Annotated in this window: 13 protein-coding genes; 11 read left to right on the top strand and 2 right to left on the bottom strand. The window is 44.6% G+C overall.

The window, feature by feature from the left end:
- The first annotated feature begins 40 nt into the window (after window positions 1-40).
- From cbiB to AAH944_RS07750, 6 genes are all read left to right on the top strand, one after another.
- Complete coding sequence (gene cbiB / locus AAH944_RS07775) at window positions 41-1,006, top strand: adenosylcobinamide-phosphate synthase CbiB (RefSeq protein WP_415534053.1); 966 nt, start codon at window positions 41-43, stop codon at window positions 1,004-1,006.
- A 710-nt stretch (window positions 1,007-1,716) separates the two neighbouring features.
- Window positions 1,717-2,802, top strand: coding sequence for a pyridoxal phosphate-dependent aminotransferase (locus AAH944_RS07770; protein ID WP_415534051.1), 1,086 nt, complete (start codon window positions 1,717-1,719; stop codon window positions 2,800-2,802).
- Window positions 2,777-3,898, top strand: coding sequence for an alkaline phosphatase family protein (locus AAH944_RS07765; protein WP_415534049.1), 1,122 nt, complete (start codon window positions 2,777-2,779; stop codon window positions 3,896-3,898). The genes AAH944_RS07770 and AAH944_RS07765 overlap by 26 nt, the downstream gene beginning before the upstream one ends.
- A 37-nt stretch (window positions 3,899-3,935) precedes the next feature.
- On the top strand, window positions 3,936-5,447 hold the full coding sequence (locus AAH944_RS07760; RefSeq protein ID WP_415534047.1) for a cobyric acid synthase: 1,512 nt from the start codon (window positions 3,936-3,938) through the stop codon (window positions 5,445-5,447).
- A 3-nt stretch (window positions 5,448-5,450) separates the two neighbouring features.
- Window positions 5,451-5,978 (top strand): cob(I)yrinic acid a,c-diamide adenosyltransferase, encoded by a 528-nt coding sequence (locus tag AAH944_RS07755; protein WP_415537823.1) that lies wholly within the window; start codon window positions 5,451-5,453, stop codon window positions 5,976-5,978.
- Between the two features lie 73 nt (window positions 5,979-6,051).
- A complete protein-coding gene (locus tag AAH944_RS07750; protein WP_415534045.1) occupies window positions 6,052-6,384 on the top strand; it encodes a hypothetical protein in 333 nt (110 codons plus the stop codon).
- 768 nt (window positions 6,385-7,152) lie between these two features.
- Here the strand turns inward: AAH944_RS07750 and AAH944_RS07745 are convergent.
- Both AAH944_RS07745 and AAH944_RS07740 read right to left on the bottom strand, forming a co-directional pair.
- Window positions 7,153-7,530, bottom strand: a complete 378-nt coding sequence (locus tag AAH944_RS07745) for a hypothetical protein (protein WP_415534043.1) — start codon at window positions 7,528-7,530, stop codon at window positions 7,153-7,155.
- Window positions 7,530-7,970 (bottom strand): hypothetical protein, encoded by a 441-nt coding sequence (locus AAH944_RS07740; protein ID WP_415534041.1) that lies wholly within the window; start codon window positions 7,968-7,970, stop codon window positions 7,530-7,532. Before AAH944_RS07740 ends, AAH944_RS07745 begins: the two co-directional genes overlap by 1 nt.
- 530 nt (window positions 7,971-8,500) lie before the next feature.
- Here AAH944_RS07740 and AAH944_RS07735 point away from each other — a divergent pair.
- The 5 genes from AAH944_RS07735 to AAH944_RS07715 all read left to right on the top strand — a co-directional run bounded on the left by AAH944_RS07735 (window position 8,501) and on the right by AAH944_RS07715 (window position 14,719).
- The gene (locus tag AAH944_RS07735; RefSeq protein ID WP_415534039.1) at window positions 8,501-9,127 is read left to right on the top strand and encodes a hypothetical protein; all 627 of its coding nucleotides are present in this window, start codon (window positions 8,501-8,503) and stop codon (window positions 9,125-9,127) included.
- 18 nt (window positions 9,128-9,145) lie between these two features.
- Complete coding sequence (locus AAH944_RS07730) at window positions 9,146-10,111, top strand: DUF4405 domain-containing protein (RefSeq protein ID WP_415534037.1); 966 nt, start codon at window positions 9,146-9,148, stop codon at window positions 10,109-10,111.
- Between the two features lie 345 nt (window positions 10,112-10,456).
- A complete protein-coding gene (locus AAH944_RS07725; RefSeq protein ID WP_415534035.1) occupies window positions 10,457-11,035 on the top strand; it encodes a TetR/AcrR family transcriptional regulator in 579 nt (192 codons plus the stop codon).
- 25 nt (window positions 11,036-11,060) lie between these two features.
- Entirely contained in the window at window positions 11,061-13,151 is a 2,091-nt protein-coding gene (locus AAH944_RS07720) for an efflux RND transporter permease subunit (protein ID WP_415534033.1), read from the top strand.
- Window positions 13,151-14,719: a hypothetical protein gene (locus AAH944_RS07715; protein WP_415534031.1), complete on the top strand. Its 1,569-nt coding sequence runs from the start codon at window positions 13,151-13,153 to the stop codon at window positions 14,717-14,719. Before AAH944_RS07720 ends, AAH944_RS07715 begins: the two co-directional genes overlap by 1 nt.
- Window positions 14,720-14,791 lie beyond the last annotated feature (72 nt).

Here is a 14,791-nt window from a genome sequence, read left to right as displayed (position 1 = left end):
AATGACGAAATCGATGAAATGATAAAGAAGTTGGTATTGAATGATTACACTTTATGCTTTAGTGACAGGTTATATTTTGGATTTGATTTTTGGTGATCCTCCCTGGCTGCCTCATCCGGTCCGCTGGATCGGTTCGCTGATTGCCGGAGGAGATAAATACCTGCACCGGATCAGTTGCAGGACGGACCGAAGCCAGTATTGGTGCGGGGTACTGCTGACTGTTACCATTGTTACGGTGACATTTCTCGTGCCGCTGGGCCTATTGTATTTGTTGAATAGCATCAGCCCGCTGCTGGGGTTTATGGCCGAGGCTTTGATGTGTTATCAGATTCTGGCTACGAAGTCGCTGAAAGCTGAGAGCATGAAGGTCTATGATGCCCTGCAGAAGAACGATATCATGGAAGCCCGTTATCAATTATCCTGGATTGTCGGCCGGGACACGGAGAACTTGAACAGCTCCCAGGTAGCGAAAGGCGCTGTGGAAACCGTGGCCGAAAATCTTTCCGACGGCGTTATCGCGCCGATGCTTTTCATTCTGGTTGGCGGAGCCCCCTTGGGCTTTTTGTATAAAGCGGTCAATACGCTGGACTCGATGATTGGCTATAAAAATGACAAATATCTTTATTTTGGCCGGTTTGCGGCCAAACTGGATGATGTCGCCAATTATCTTCCGGCCAGAATTTCTGCCTATTTGATGCTCCTGGCTGTTTTTTTGACCCGTTATGATTTCAAAGATGCCCTGAGAATCTACCGGCGTGACCGTCATAATCATACCAGTCCGAATTCCGCCCACACTGAAGCCGTTTGCGCCGGGGCCCTTAATGTTCAACTCGCCGGAAGCAATTCTTACTTTGGCAAGCTGGTGGTTAAGCCGACGATCGGTGACCCGATCCGGGAGATCGAGGCTGAAGACATCCGCCGCGCCAACAAGCTGATGATTGCGACGTCGCTTGTCGGCCTGATTCTGGGGTCCGCTGTTAGAGCCGCTATTGCGCAGTTTGGCTGATAGTATTTCTGTTTAGCGGGGGCAAAATATATTGCAGCTGTTATGTTATCCTGTAAGAAGCGAAATGCTCTTTGGGGCAGGTCTGTGAGTCACAATACCGCTTTTCGGCTGTTGTGCCCTCCGTGGCACAAAAAGCCGCGCTCCGCCTCGTGCTCCGCTTAGCGCGGAACTGTGACTCCCAGACTGGTCTTAAGAGTGGGAGACTTTAGCGGCTCAAGAAGCACTGTCAAACTTAATAAGCAGGTTTACTTTGCCTTCCGTAGCCTTCCGTAGCTAGCTTCTTTATGACTTGCTCCTTGTATCAGTACCTTCTAAGCATTGTTACTTCTGAGCGCAACGCTCTACATCGTGCTTCACATGGCGGCAATTAGGACTTTAGACTTGTGCTTGCCAACAAAGCGAGGAATACCAGCTGAGACAGGATAAGGGGACTTAATGTATTTGCTATCTTTCCTGAACTTTCTACAAAACTTTCTACAGATTAGCGTATCTTCGTAACCGACCTGACAAGCGGAACATGGATGTGGAGCGCGGCTTTTTGCGCCAAGGAGGGCGCAATAGCCGAAAAGGCGGTTACGAAGATACGCGAGCCACAGAATAAAATCTATAGATCAGAACCTATAGATTAGAACCTACATATTTACCCCAAGAATAATCTCAAACTTTAGACAAACTTAGGCTACAAATACGACAGAGACAGGTGAGAGCAGATGTATCAATATATCCACGGCGGAGATATTTATTCGGTAAAAAAACTGACAGGCAGGCAGGAGATTCTTGATTTTTCTTCTAACGTAAATCCACTCGGGCTGCCGGAGTCTATAAAGGAAGCCGTGATCCATTCGCTTGATGAATGTACGAATTATCCGGACCCGTTTTGCCGGGATCTTGTTGCGGCTTTGGCCAAATATGAGTGCACGGATCCTGAATATATCCTTGCCGCCAATGGGGCTGCAGAGATTATTTTCCGACTTGTGCTGGCTCTGAAACCGAAAAAAGCGCTGATCTTTGCTCCGACCTTTGCAGACTATGAAAAAGCGCTGCATACGGTGGATTGCTTGGTAGAATATTATTTTTTACGGCCGGAGCACGATTTTGCAGCCCGTGAGGACCTGTTGGATCAGATGCGCCCAGGCCTGGACATCATGATTCTTTGTAACCCCAATAATCCTACCGGTCAATTGTGTTCACGTGCATTTTTACAGAAGGTGCTTGCCAAGGGCCAGGAAATCGGTGCAATCGTGATGATTGATGAATGCTTTATGGATTTTGTCGAAGATAAAGAACAATTTTCTGTGCAAAACTGCATTGAACAGTATGAAAATCTCGTCATTCTGAAAGCTTTTACCAAGATATTTGCGATGCCGGGTTTTAGACTTGGCTACGCTTTGACAGCCAACAAAACATTGCTCGAACAAATGAGGTCCGCCGGTCAAGACTGGAGTGTTTCAACGCTGGCCCAAGCGGCCGGTACCGCTGCCTTAAAAGAAACTGCCTATCTGCAGCAGACGAAACAGCTGATTGAAACAGAAAGAAGATTTTTGATTGATGCACTTTTGGGTCTTGGACTGAAGGTCATCGGCTCCAGAGCAAACTACATATTTTTCCGGGCTCAGCGTACAGACCTGTCTGAAAAGCTGATAGCGAAAGGGATTATGATCCGTCCATGCGCCAACTATGTCAATTTAAACGGTGAATACTTCAGGGTTGCTGTGAAAAGCCATGAAGATAATTTGAAACTCAGCGCCGTACTCAGGGATGTGATATGTGATGAAAGCAGTCATGGTCATTGTTGACGGACTTGCAGATGAGAAAATTGAAGAATTAGGCTGGCAAACCACATTTGAGGCTGCCTGTCATCCAGAACTTGACCAAATTGCCGCTGAAGGTCATACCGGCTGGTTTGATTCCTGCCCGCAGGGCTACCTGCCGGAAAGCATGCCGTGTATCCTGAATCTTTTAGGCGTTAAGCCTGCCTATTTTCCGCAAAGCAGGGCATCACTCGAACTGCTTGCTAACGGCTACTGCCTGGAGCAGGATGAAGTCGTTCTGCGTTGCAATCTTGCCGCCCTTGACAGTCATGGAAGATTAGCTTCCTTCAACGGCGGGAACTTAACCGGAGCTGAAATGCAAAAAGCGGCGAAGATAGCGGCTGATATCGATCCGAATATCAAGATGCTGCATTTATCCGGGTACAGGAACCTGATCATTGTCAAAGCGCATTATTTTCAAACGCTGGATTGCAAGACGTATCCGCCGCATGAATTTTTGGGCGATGATTCCGATGATTTATTAGCGGACATTTGCACTTCGGCCCCCATACTCCAAAAATTTGTTTCGGAGGGGAAAAATAGGTTAAAATACCTAAGCAGCCAAGAACAGCAAATGATTTTTTATCCATGGGGAATATCTGGGAAAAGCCGTTTACCTGCATTTGCAGAATTGTATGGTAAAAAGGCAGCGGCAGTCTGCGGTACGGAAATTGCCAAAGGGATTGCTTTGGCCTTGAAGATGGATGTTCCTGATTTGGCAGAAGCTACTGGAGATACGGATACGGATCTGGCCCTTAAGGCGCAAACGGCATGCCGCTTGTTATCCGAGTATGACTTTGTGCTTGTGCATATCAATGGCACAGATGAAGCCGCTCACCGGCATGATCATCGAGAAAAAATTGAATTTATCGAAAGAGTTGACCGGGAGTTTTTTGCTTTTCTGCGTCAGAACCTGACAGATGATACTGGGATTCTGATCTGTGCTGATCATGCGACCAGCCCTGTCAGCGGGAAGCATTCGGCCTTGGATGTTCCGTATATCTTCAGGAAAGCCGGGGAAACCTTGCCGCCGGGGGATTTAGAGGCGAATAAGGTCTTAAAGTATTTGATTTCAGAGTAAATACTAACAGTACAAACAGGAAAGCGGGTGTCACACGATGGCCAAATCAATCATGGTTCAGGGAACAATGTCCAACGCCGGAAAAAGCTTGTTCACGGCAGGTCTGTGCCGTGTTTTTAAACAGGCAGGTTATAAGGTAGCGCCCTTCAAATCCCAGAACATGGCCTTGAACTCCTACATTACCAAAGAAGGGCTGGAGATGGGCAGAGCGCAGGTTGTCCAGGCAGAAGCAGCCGGGCAGGAGCCCAGTGTCCTGATGAATCCGATCCTTTTGAAACCGACAAATGATCAGGGTTCGCAGGTCATTGTCAACGGTGAAGTGTTGGGTAATATGAATGCAGCAGACTATTTTCAATATAAAACGAAGCTTATTCCAAATATTATGGCGTCCTACCAGACGCTTGACCAGAACAATGACGTTATTGTCATCGAAGGAGCGGGCAGTCCCGCGGAGATTAACTTGCAGGAGGATGATATCGTCAATATGGGGATGGCCAAAATGGCTAAAGCTCCTGTCCTGCTTGTTGCCGACATTGACAGGGGCGGCGTTTTTGCATCCATTTACGGCACGGTGATGCTCTTAAGTGAAGATGAAAGAAAAATGATCAAAGGCATTGTGATCAATAAATTTCGCGGAGATGTAGAAATCTTAAGGCCCGGGCTGCGGATGATCGAAGAAAAAGTCAATATTCCGGTCATCGGTGTCGTTCCATATCTGAATATCGACATTGAAGATGAAGATAGTTTATCCGAAAGAATTGCTGTGGACAAAACAGTGCAAGCAGTAGATATCGCAGTGATCCGGCTGCCAAGGATGTCCAATTTTACTGATTTTAACGTTTTCGAACTGATTCCCGGAGTTTCCCTGCGCTATGTAAAATCCATGGCTGAGCTGAAGAATCCGGACATGATCATTCTACCAGGGACGAAAAATACAATGGCTGACTTGTTGTGGCTGCGTCAGAGCGGTCTGGAAGCAAAGATCAAAAAGCAGGCTGCTGACGGGGAAACCATTGTATTTGGGGTATGCGGAGGCTACCAAATGCTTGGCGAAACGCTGGAAGATCCTTTTGGCGTAGAAGAGGGCGGAAGTCTCACAGGAATGGGTTTGCTGGATATGAAAACAATATTCTCCAAACAGAAGACCAGGACACAGGTAGAAGGCCGGTTCAGTCAGTTTGACGGTGTTCTTGCCGGATTATCCTCGATCCGTTTTCACGGTTATGAAATTCATATGGGCGTAACAGAAACAGGGGATGTCGAGCCTTTGACGCATATCGACATTGAGTCGGGCCTTCAGGTGCAAAAGATGGAAGGTGCCCGAAAGCTGAATGTTATGGGCAGTTATGTTCATGGCATATTTGATGAAGAAGGAGTCGCTGTAGCAATTGCCGAATGCCTTTTAAATAAAAAGGGGTTGGATTCAACAAGCCTCAAACGGTTAAGCTATAAACAATATAAAGAGCAGCAGTATGACCGATTGGCGGATGAAATCCGAACACACGTCGACATGGCCGCGATCGTGAATATTTTGGAGGCAGGTGTATAATTGATGAAAAAAGGTCTCATCCATATTTACTGCGGGGACGGCAAAGGAAAAACGACCGCTTCCCTCGGTCTGGCAGTCAGATGTGCAGGCAGAGGGCGCAGGGTATTGATCGTCCAGTTCTTAAAAAGCCAGGATACTGGGGAACTGCATACCCTGGAGAAAATTCCGGGGATAACGTTTTTGCGCGGTGAAGAGTCCTTTGGTTTCTATAATCAGGAGACAAATGAGCAGAAGGAGCAGCGCAGGACCGTTTATAATAAGATCCTGCAGCAAGCGGTTTCAGCGTGCCGTGAGGGCCAAGCCGATTTGCTGATTCTTGATGAAGCCGTAGCCTCCTATAATTATGACCTGATTGACCGTGCGCTTCTGCTTGAGTTTTTGCGGACGAAACCTGAAGGGCTTGAGGTTGTGCTGACCGGACGGGGGCCTGCGGAAGAGCTGCTTGATCTTGCAGACTATGTATCTGAGGTCAAGAAAGTCAAACATCCGTATGATAAAGGGATCAAAGCGCGCCTCGGCATTGAACGGTAATATTTGACAGCCTCGATTCCATCTTGACAAGAATCCGGTCTCCGCTTTATACTAAAATCAGAAAATATAATACATGATGGTTAAAAACATACAGTGTTACCTTTTGCTGACAGGTCAGGTTGGAATTCGAGGCACAGGTCAGAGGGATGTATGGGATGTTGCCGGACGGATTCAAAGCCACCTTCAGGGTTGGCTTTATTTATTCAGATCAGTTTCCCGCAAAATTCCTCAGTTTCCGTTAAGATTCGTGTTTAAGGTCCATCGATTTCCAGTTAACGTTCAGGTTCACAAGTATGTTGTTTCAGTAGATTCGTTTGTTACCTTAACCTTAGGTTTTCACCAGGCTCCATTTCTAGACTCCATTATCCGGGTGATTCTTGAGAAAGGCGTAGAGAAAGTAGCGTAAGTCTGAAAGTAGCGTAAGTCCGATTTGTGATTCCATGTGTTTTGATTAAAGTAGGTGACTCGAGTAAAATTATCTGTTTGTGTCCATGAGGAATTTTGCGGGTTATACACTTAAGGCCTCTTCGCATCAATGCGAGGGGGCCGTTTATTTGTGTGCCAACATAAAAAATTGGTTATTGAACATACGTTATTGAACATATTGAATCCGTTAATTGAAAACCAACTTCCGTTCACAGCAACCCCTTGGAGTTGAAGGAGTAAGCTCCGTTTTTTCTATGTAAAATCTATGTAAAAATGATAAAAAAGGTATATAGTTGGCGTAAGATAGCACGAAAATCCGGCATTTTGAGCATGGGAAACAGACCTTTGGGAGTTTATTGCAAAACATAGCCCCCGTACAATTACCCCTGTTTCTTTACATTTCTAACGGTGCGCTTCCCGTATCTTACATATGGTTGTTGGCTTCCCCGTTTTGCAGGCGGTTCGCCAGCACTATGAATTCCACCTCTGGTTTGCTTTCACTCCAGGTTGAAGATTTACCTCAGACTGTCACTGAGACGCCCTGTCCGTTCAGCGGTGCTGGAATCTTCATATTGGCTACAAAAATGAACAGGTTAACGGCATTGGTTGGATTCTGCCCCACTGACTCGTACCACTGCGTGGCGAATTACAAAAACCGCGCCGCTCAGGCACGGTCTTTGCTGACTTTATTTAATTGACCAATGAGAAAAAATCTATTTCAAGAGTATCGGAATAAAAGGAGTTACACTTACCAATCCCGAGTATAATAACTTCTAGTTTCATGTTCTTCTATACCATCCTTTGCTCGATGATATCCAGTCATTACATAATGCTGAGTCCCTAATGGGTTACTGCACCAACAGTCGACTTGTGCCCAGGTAGCTTGTGTTCTCAAATCAGTATCCCAAGCTACACAAACGCCATCACGCCAAAGTTCACCATACACTTCAACTTCATCACATACTATGTCAGTGCTAGTGACGGAATAACCGTATACTTGATAAATTTGATTTCTTAGGTTAGAATAACAACCACTCGAACCCCAATTAAAGGCAAATGCAACATTGGTACATAATAGGGTTAATGCCAATGTTAAAATTGAAATTTTCAACTTTCTACCAATCATTATTCTGCCTCCTTAACTATTTGATTTGTTTTAATCGGATTTTTTTCCGATATATCAAATTCATCAAGGGTTAGGGTTCCGTCATCGTGTTTAATTGCTATCGATACTTTATCATTTCCTTCGATGAAGAATACTGGCATGAAATCACCAATTTTGTGAGTCCCGTCTATCGCTAACGATTTAAGAGCAACTGCGCATTTATTTTTTATATCGGAACTCAATTCAGAACTACTGTCATCATATACATCTCGTACGTACGCAGGTTTGGCCTTATTGGTATCTATATTCATAATTTCTACAGCCTTGTCTTTAAATGCAAGTTCTTCCTGAGATGCATTACTGTCTGAATAAGCTTTATTGACATTTACGATTAATAGTACAGCAAGAAATACTACTCCAAGACTAATGGCAACCCATGAAAATGTTTTCTTTACTTTCATAATTGAAATACTTTGTATGATATCCATGTGTTCAAATGTATGGATATCATATCTCCTTTCATTTAATATATCGTTTTAAAATACTCTATGAAGATAATTGTAAATAAATTTGTTATAATTAATTCTAATAGTGGTTCTAATTGGTAAACTGGGTACAGAGGCACAATCGGTATCCCTAATAATCAAACGAGCCACTATTTTGTTGTCGGGGGGGATCTTAATTTTGTACAATAGTAATCATTATATTTCCTTCTATTTATAAGAAATTAATTTCTATTTCTATACAATATTGAAAATACCCTTCTATTAATACAAATATTTAACATTTATGCCTAAATTTCATTTAAGGTAAAAAATACGGTAAAAAAATACGTAAAAAAAATACGTTATTGAACATATTGAATTTGATGTAATTATCCTATGAAGTAAATCGCAAATAAAAATATGACTTAAAATGGAAATGATGGAAGGAAATAGCAAGAAGGCGGAGAATTATTTAAGCAAATTTTCCGTGAGAGGAGAGAAACGGCGTGAAAGTAAAACGCAGACTTCTTTACCCAGTACTGCTGCTTCTAATCATGATCCTATCCATTCCAGGGGTTGCTTATGCTGAATTTGACGAATACGGTTACAACGCTCAGGCCAGAATGTTTATCGGAACACTGGAAAACTGGGAAGCGCTTCTTCAGGGATTACCACCGGAGCCATTTAATCCGAAAGAAACAGACATTGTTTTTGTCGAAAGAAAATGGAATAAGCTTTTTGATCCAATGATTCATTTTAACCCGCCGTTAGGTGCGGGAGCCTGGCAGGAAGCCCGATTATGGAAATACCTTTCAGGAGACCAATTGGGATGGACCTGGCATCAGGAAATTGAAGTCGTTTATTCCCCGGATCATCCGATACCAGGTGCATTTGCGGTCCCACAGGAAGCGATGGGGTTGACAGGATTTTATTGCACGAGGCAACAGGAATATTTGTTGGGACCTCACGGGCAAAAAACGGTCATTCAAGATTTCTACGTAAAAAAATTTATTCTTGTGCAGACGGATTGTTCATTAAATTGTCATCTTTCTGCCATAAAACCAACACAGGAGCCGTATAGAATACATAGCAAGATAAAAATGATCGTATTAGAAATTAATACAAATACATAACGGTTAGGTGAGGGTTGAATGAGCAGCAAATTAGTGACAAAGATTGTATTGGATATTGCGATGAGCATACTTTTTGTGTTTCTGCTGGATGCTTTTGGAACCGGGTTAGCTTTTCATGAGATTGCAGGGCTATTTATTTTTGCTCTTTTCGGTATCCATATTCTGTTGAACGGATCCTGGGTGAAAAACACAACGTTGAATCTACTGCAAAACAAGCTTAAAAATCGGACCGCAGTTTCCGTGAAGATAAAATATGCTTTGAATCTTGCAATCTTCATCAGTATTTTGATCATCGTGACTACGGGGGTAATGATATCGAAGGTTTTGTTTCCTTCAGATACGATTCATGGTGAATGGATCTATCTGATCCATAAATGGACATCATACGTCTGTCTGGGCTTCCTGATCACCCATCTGGCAATTCATGCCGGCTATTTCGTAAAATCAATCGGCAGGATCATCATAAACCTAAAAGAACGCAATGTCAGGAAGACACTGGTTCGCCTTGGTGCGGCATGCCTGCTGGTCGTCATGTTGTATACCCGGGTTCTTTCAACAGTTTCGGCAAGCGATGAGAATCAATTAGGCAAAATTGCAGAGACCCAGATCACGACATCGCAAAGTACATCCCCAAACAGGACTGACTCCCCGACAGAAGGTCAATATAATGAAAGCATAACCTATTCGGAGGGTTCAGTTTCTGACAATCGTGATACTGGAAACAGTATCACCGAGGACATGACGATTGGCAATAATAAATCAGAAGACGCTGATGCTATTGGTTCGGTAAATAATGCCGCTACGGATGTAACTGTTGGGGATACCACCGGTCCGGAAGAAAAAATTAGTCTTGATGAATACTTGTCCCAGCTGCACTGTAGTGGTTGCCATAAAAACTGCTCTCTTTTGTATCCGCAATGCGACAAGGCTCAAGGTGAAATAAGGGCGGCAGAACAGGAATATCAGGAACTTTACGGGATATAAGCAAACAATGACGCTGCAAGGATAGGAAAATATAGATATTAAGCTAGGCTAAGCAAAACAACCGATTTGACCCCGGTTGTTTTGTTGTTGTTGTGCGCCATGTATGGCGTGTAACTAGGCGGTGAAAGTATGCGATGGGGGCTGGCAGTTGGCAAACGTCAGCCCAGAGCAAGGGTGTCCACTACGAGGTAGAATCTGAAGGAATATGATGAGAAACAGATACATATCCAGGACACGGCCACATAGAATAAGAATAGTGCAGCATAAATGAACTTATGTTTAATATTGACACTCGATTTCCACCGCGATATACTGAAACAAAGAATAATGAATGGGTGTTTACTTATGCAAGTGCCAAAAGAAGAAATCAAAAAAAGGATTATTGAGGCAGCGGAAGAGGAGCTTCTCGTCTCAGGCTACCGTCATTCCTCAATGCGGAATATTGCGCAGCAAGCCGGGATTACCGTAGGGAATATTTACTCCTATTTTTCCGGTAAGGATGACCTGCTCGATAATATTCTTCAGTCTACCATCGAACAGCTTCGGAAACTGGTATTCATTGACATATCCGATAAAAGCAGTCTGTCGACGCAAAGCATCACTTATGTCACGGAAGCGATGACCAAGGTGTTTCTGGATAACAGAACGCAGTTTTTGATCCTGATGAAGAGTGTTGAGGGCTCTAAATACGAAAATATAAAGGCGGAACTGATCGAGCTTGTCAAGCAGCGTCTGGAAAACGATTTGTTCTTAACCAGTTCCAGGCCCGGCAGCGATATGCTGCTTGCCGATTCCCTGGCCGTGGCGCTTATTGAAGGTATCATCAATATTTTTAATAAGTATGGCGGGGATGAAGAGCGTCTGGCCAATCTGCTGAACAAATTCCTTTTATTGATTATTGGGGATATTCAAAAGAGGATTTAAAAGAACGGTAAAGGATGGTACGGGTATGCAGCTGCTTATAGAAAAGCTTGTGAAGTTTCTTATTGCCCATAAACGGGCGGTTTTATTGACCTATTTGGCTGTCATCATCGTCAGCATTGCGCTTGTACCCAATATTAAAGTTAACTATGATTTGGCGGAATATCTGCCGGAACGCTCCATGACCAAGCAGGCGATTACACTTGTGGACAAGGAATTTGGTTATCCGGGAACTGCTCAGGTCATGGTAGAAAATGTCTCTATCCGAGATGCTGCGCTTGCCAAGGAAAAAATTAAAGAGGTTCCAGGTGTGAAAAACGTGATTTGGCTGGACGATGTCACGGATATCACAGTCCCTGAATCCTTTATTCCCCGGAATTATCTGGATAGTTACTACAAAGATGGTGCGGCCTTATTCCAGGTTGAATTTGCGCAGGGGGATTATGCCTCGGAAACAGGGGACGCCCTGAAGACGATCCGGGCTTCTTTAGGTGAAAAGGCCAGTATCACAGGAGAAGCTGAAGATTCAAGCCATATGCGGGAAGTACTGGCTGCGGAAATGTCCAAAATCATGATCGTCGTTATTCCGCTCTGCGTCCTCATCCTGATGTTGGCATGTTATTCCTGGATAGAGCCGCTGCTGTATTTAACCGTCATTGGTATTTCCGTGATTATCAATGCCGGAACGAATGCTTTTTTCCCTGAGATATCTTTCATTACGAATTCAATTGCCGCGGTGCTGCAATTCGCCATTTCGATGGATTTCTCGTTGTTTCTTTGCCACCGCTATCTAGAGGAAAGGGATGCCGGGGCAGAGTTTCTTCCTGCAATTGTCAAAGCGGTAAAAAATACATTGTCGTCTATTTCGGCGAGTGCACTGACAATTGTAGCAGGCTTTTTAGCCCTGCTGTTTATGCAGTACGGGATTGGAAAAGATCTTGGACTGGTCCTGATTAAAGGAATCTGTCTGAGCTATATCAGTGTGATCATTTTGCTGCCGGTTCTGATCGCGATCTTCCACAAAACAATTGATAAAACCCGGCACAGACCCCTCGTTCCACCGTTTAAGAAGATAGGACAGGGTGCAATTAAAGTAAAATATCTACTGTTTGCCCTGGCCTTAATAGTTATTATTCCGTCTTTCCTGGCACAAAAGAATACCGACTTTTTATATGGCAATACTTCCGGAAGTTCCAGTGAGGGGACCATTGCTGAGGAAAGAAAAAACATTGAAAGCCGCTTCGGCATCTATAATCCTGTCGTTGTACTTATACCGAATGATGATATTTCTTCGGAAATTCAGCTGGCTGAGGAACTGAAGAAACAGAAATATATCCGCGATGTTCAGACCCTGGTTACGCTGGCAGATCCTGCTGTACCACGTTCTTTACTGCCGCAAAGCGTTAAGGATATGTTCCTGTCAGAACATTATACCCGGATGATCGTTCTTATGAACATTACCGGTGAAAGGCCCGAGACTTCCAAAGCCGTTACAGAACTTGAACAGTCGGTGCAGAAGTATTACCCTGACCAATGGTATGCCGCCGGGAATGCCACCAGTATTGCCGATATTAAGAATACGGTTGAATATGATACGCGTACAGTTAACCTGTTTTCAATTCTGTCCGTAGGTCTGATTATTCTACTGACGTTCCGTTCCATCTCTGTTCCGATTCTGCTGATCGGCGTTATTGAGTCTTCTATTTGGATCAACATGGGTATCCCATATTTTCAGGGATCAAGCTTGGTGTTTATCGGCTATCTGGTGGTGAGTTCCATCCAGCTTGGTGCAACAATCGATTATGGGATCCTGATGTCCAACCGCTATCTCGGATTCAGGAAGACGCAAAAACCCAGAGATGCAGTGCTGTCAGCGTTGAATACTGCCGGAAACACAGTGATGATCTCAGCTCTGATTCTTGCCGTGGCGGGTTTTGCGGAAGGAATGCTTTCCCAGATTAAAGCAATCAGCGATATTGGAATTTTGCTGGGCAGGGGGGCCGCACTGTCAGGACTGATGGTCCTTGTTTTGCTGCCGGTACTGCTGATGACGTTTGATAAAATCATCATAAAGACCACTTTCTCTGTGAAAGAAAGTGGGAGGGAGGAGACAATCTGATGAAAAAACCGATCGCATGCTTTCTGACTGTAATGCTGCTGATTTCCGTATTTTCTTTATCCGCATCTGCTTCAGATACGGAGAGCACGGCAAGCAACCCCAATATTACCGTTGTCAAAGATGAGACCGTTTATGCGGACCTGAAAATGGATGGGAGTATTTCCGGTATTACAGTCGTCAATAGGATTGATACGCCTGAGTCCGGCAGTTACCTGGACTACGGTGTCTACGATTCGATTACCAACCTTTCCGGCAGTGAAACTCCTGTGCTTGCCGATGGCAGAATTTCCTGGCAGCTGCCGGCACGGGACAAAGGTTTCTACTATCAGGGCAAACTGACTGAGGGAGAACTGCCGTTTGCGTTTAGGATTACCTATCGGCTGAACGGCCAGAAGGCTAAGCCCGAAGACATTGTCGGCAAAGAAGGAAGGATTGAAATTACGCTCAAAGTTCAGCCAAATGCTGAAGCCAAAGCGTATTACAGAGAAAACTATCTTTGTCAGGTCCAGCTGCCGTTGGATCTGGATGAAAATACGGTTCTTTCTTCATCAGGTGCTTCCGCCATGATTTCCGGCAAGACCCTGACGCTTGCCTACATGGTGCTTCCGCAGAAAAGTGCTCAATATACAGTGGTTTATGATACTGAAAAGTTCCAGATGGCGTCCATGACGATGACCTGCTCCTATTTTGACAGTTCCAATTTCCTGAATTTTAACATGGATACCGGAAGTATAACGCAAATGTCACGCGGAGCCGGGCAAATTGTTTCCGGTACGGAGAAGCTGAAGGCCGGTTTAATCGAATTGAATAAAGGCATAGCAGGTATTGCTTTGGGCTCTGCCCAACTTCAGCAGGGAACCGGCGCGATGCGTCAAGGGCTAGAACAATATTCAGCCGGAGCATCGAGCCTCGCGGCGCAGTTTAAGCAGATCAGCAGCGGTACGGTTCAGCTTTCCCAGAAGGGACAGGAACTTGCAGCTCAGTATACCAACCTTTCCTCCGGTATAACTGCAATGATGGATCAATTAACGCCATTGCTGAATTCTCTGCCCGCTGAACAAAGACAGGCTTATCTCCAGCAGATCGGAACCATGAAGGCTCAATTATCCCAATATGGCACCGGCCTGTCCAGCTATACAACGGGCGTAGCCCAGTCTGCGCAAGGTATTACTGAATTTTCAGCAGGTTTGGATCAATTTGCGCAGCAGGGGGCAGAATTAAAAACAGGTGCTGTGGCACTGGCCAACAGTACAGCTGCGATAACCGACGGCTTCAATCAGCTAGTATCCAGTTCAGCGGTTTTGCCTGATCAGGTTCAAAAATTGATAGACGGGCAAAAACAATTTAAAAACGGTATTGACGAAGCTTCCGGATTGCTGGAAACACTTTCATTTGCCAGCGGGAATGAGACAAAGCCGGTATCTTTTGTGTCCTCGCAGATTTCCCCGAGAAGTATTCAGTTTGTTATCCGGACCCCGGATTTGAAAGCTGCAGCAGATGAAAAGGCCACAGTCACGGAGCCAGGAAGGCTATCGTTCTGGGAGCGTTTTATCCATCTATTTCGTTGATTTTTTTCAAAAGAATATTGAACTTTCGTGCTAATTATGATCTAATAGTGACGGTGTTAAAAAAGCTTTTTC

This window comes from Dehalobacter sp. CP, assembly GCF_047652685.1.
Taxonomy (GTDB): domain Bacteria; phylum Bacillota; class Desulfitobacteriia; order Desulfitobacteriales; family Syntrophobotulaceae; genus Dehalobacter.
Note: the sequence above shows the minus strand (reverse complement) of the source record. Positions and strands in the feature narration are given on the sequence as shown.

Bases quoted from the DNA above. Each gene is read 5' to 3' on its own strand.
- cbiB (WP_415534053.1), top strand. From the start codon at position 41: ATGATTACACTTTATGCTTTAGTGACAGGTTATATTTTGGATTTGATT.
- AAH944_RS07770 (WP_415534051.1), top strand. From the start codon at position 1,717: ATGTATCAATATATCCACGGCGGAGATATTTATTCGGTAAAAAAACTG.
- AAH944_RS07765 (WP_415534049.1), top strand. From the start codon at position 2,777: ATGAAAGCAGTCATGGTCATTGTTGACGGACTTGCAGATGAGAAAATT.
- AAH944_RS07760 (WP_415534047.1), top strand. From the start codon at position 3,936: ATGGCCAAATCAATCATGGTTCAGGGAACAATGTCCAACGCCGGAAAA.
- AAH944_RS07755 (WP_415537823.1), top strand. From the start codon at position 5,451: ATGAAAAAAGGTCTCATCCATATTTACTGCGGGGACGGCAAAGGAAAA.
- AAH944_RS07750 (WP_415534045.1), top strand. From the start codon at position 6,052: ATGATGGTTAAAAACATACAGTGTTACCTTTTGCTGACAGGTCAGGTT.
- AAH944_RS07745 (WP_415534043.1), bottom strand. From the start codon at position 7,530: ATGATTGGTAGAAAGTTGAAAATTTCAATTTTAACATTGGCATTAACC.
- AAH944_RS07740 (WP_415534041.1), bottom strand. From the start codon at position 7,970: ATGAAAGTAAAGAAAACATTTTCATGGGTTGCCATTAGTCTTGGAGTA.
- AAH944_RS07730 (WP_415534037.1), top strand. From the start codon at position 9,146: ATGAGCAGCAAATTAGTGACAAAGATTGTATTGGATATTGCGATGAGC.
- AAH944_RS07725 (WP_415534035.1), top strand. From the start codon at position 10,457: ATGCAAGTGCCAAAAGAAGAAATCAAAAAAAGGATTATTGAGGCAGCG.
- AAH944_RS07720 (WP_415534033.1), top strand. From the start codon at position 11,061: ATGCAGCTGCTTATAGAAAAGCTTGTGAAGTTTCTTATTGCCCATAAA.
- AAH944_RS07715 (WP_415534031.1), top strand. From the start codon at position 13,151: ATGAAAAAACCGATCGCATGCTTTCTGACTGTAATGCTGCTGATTTCC.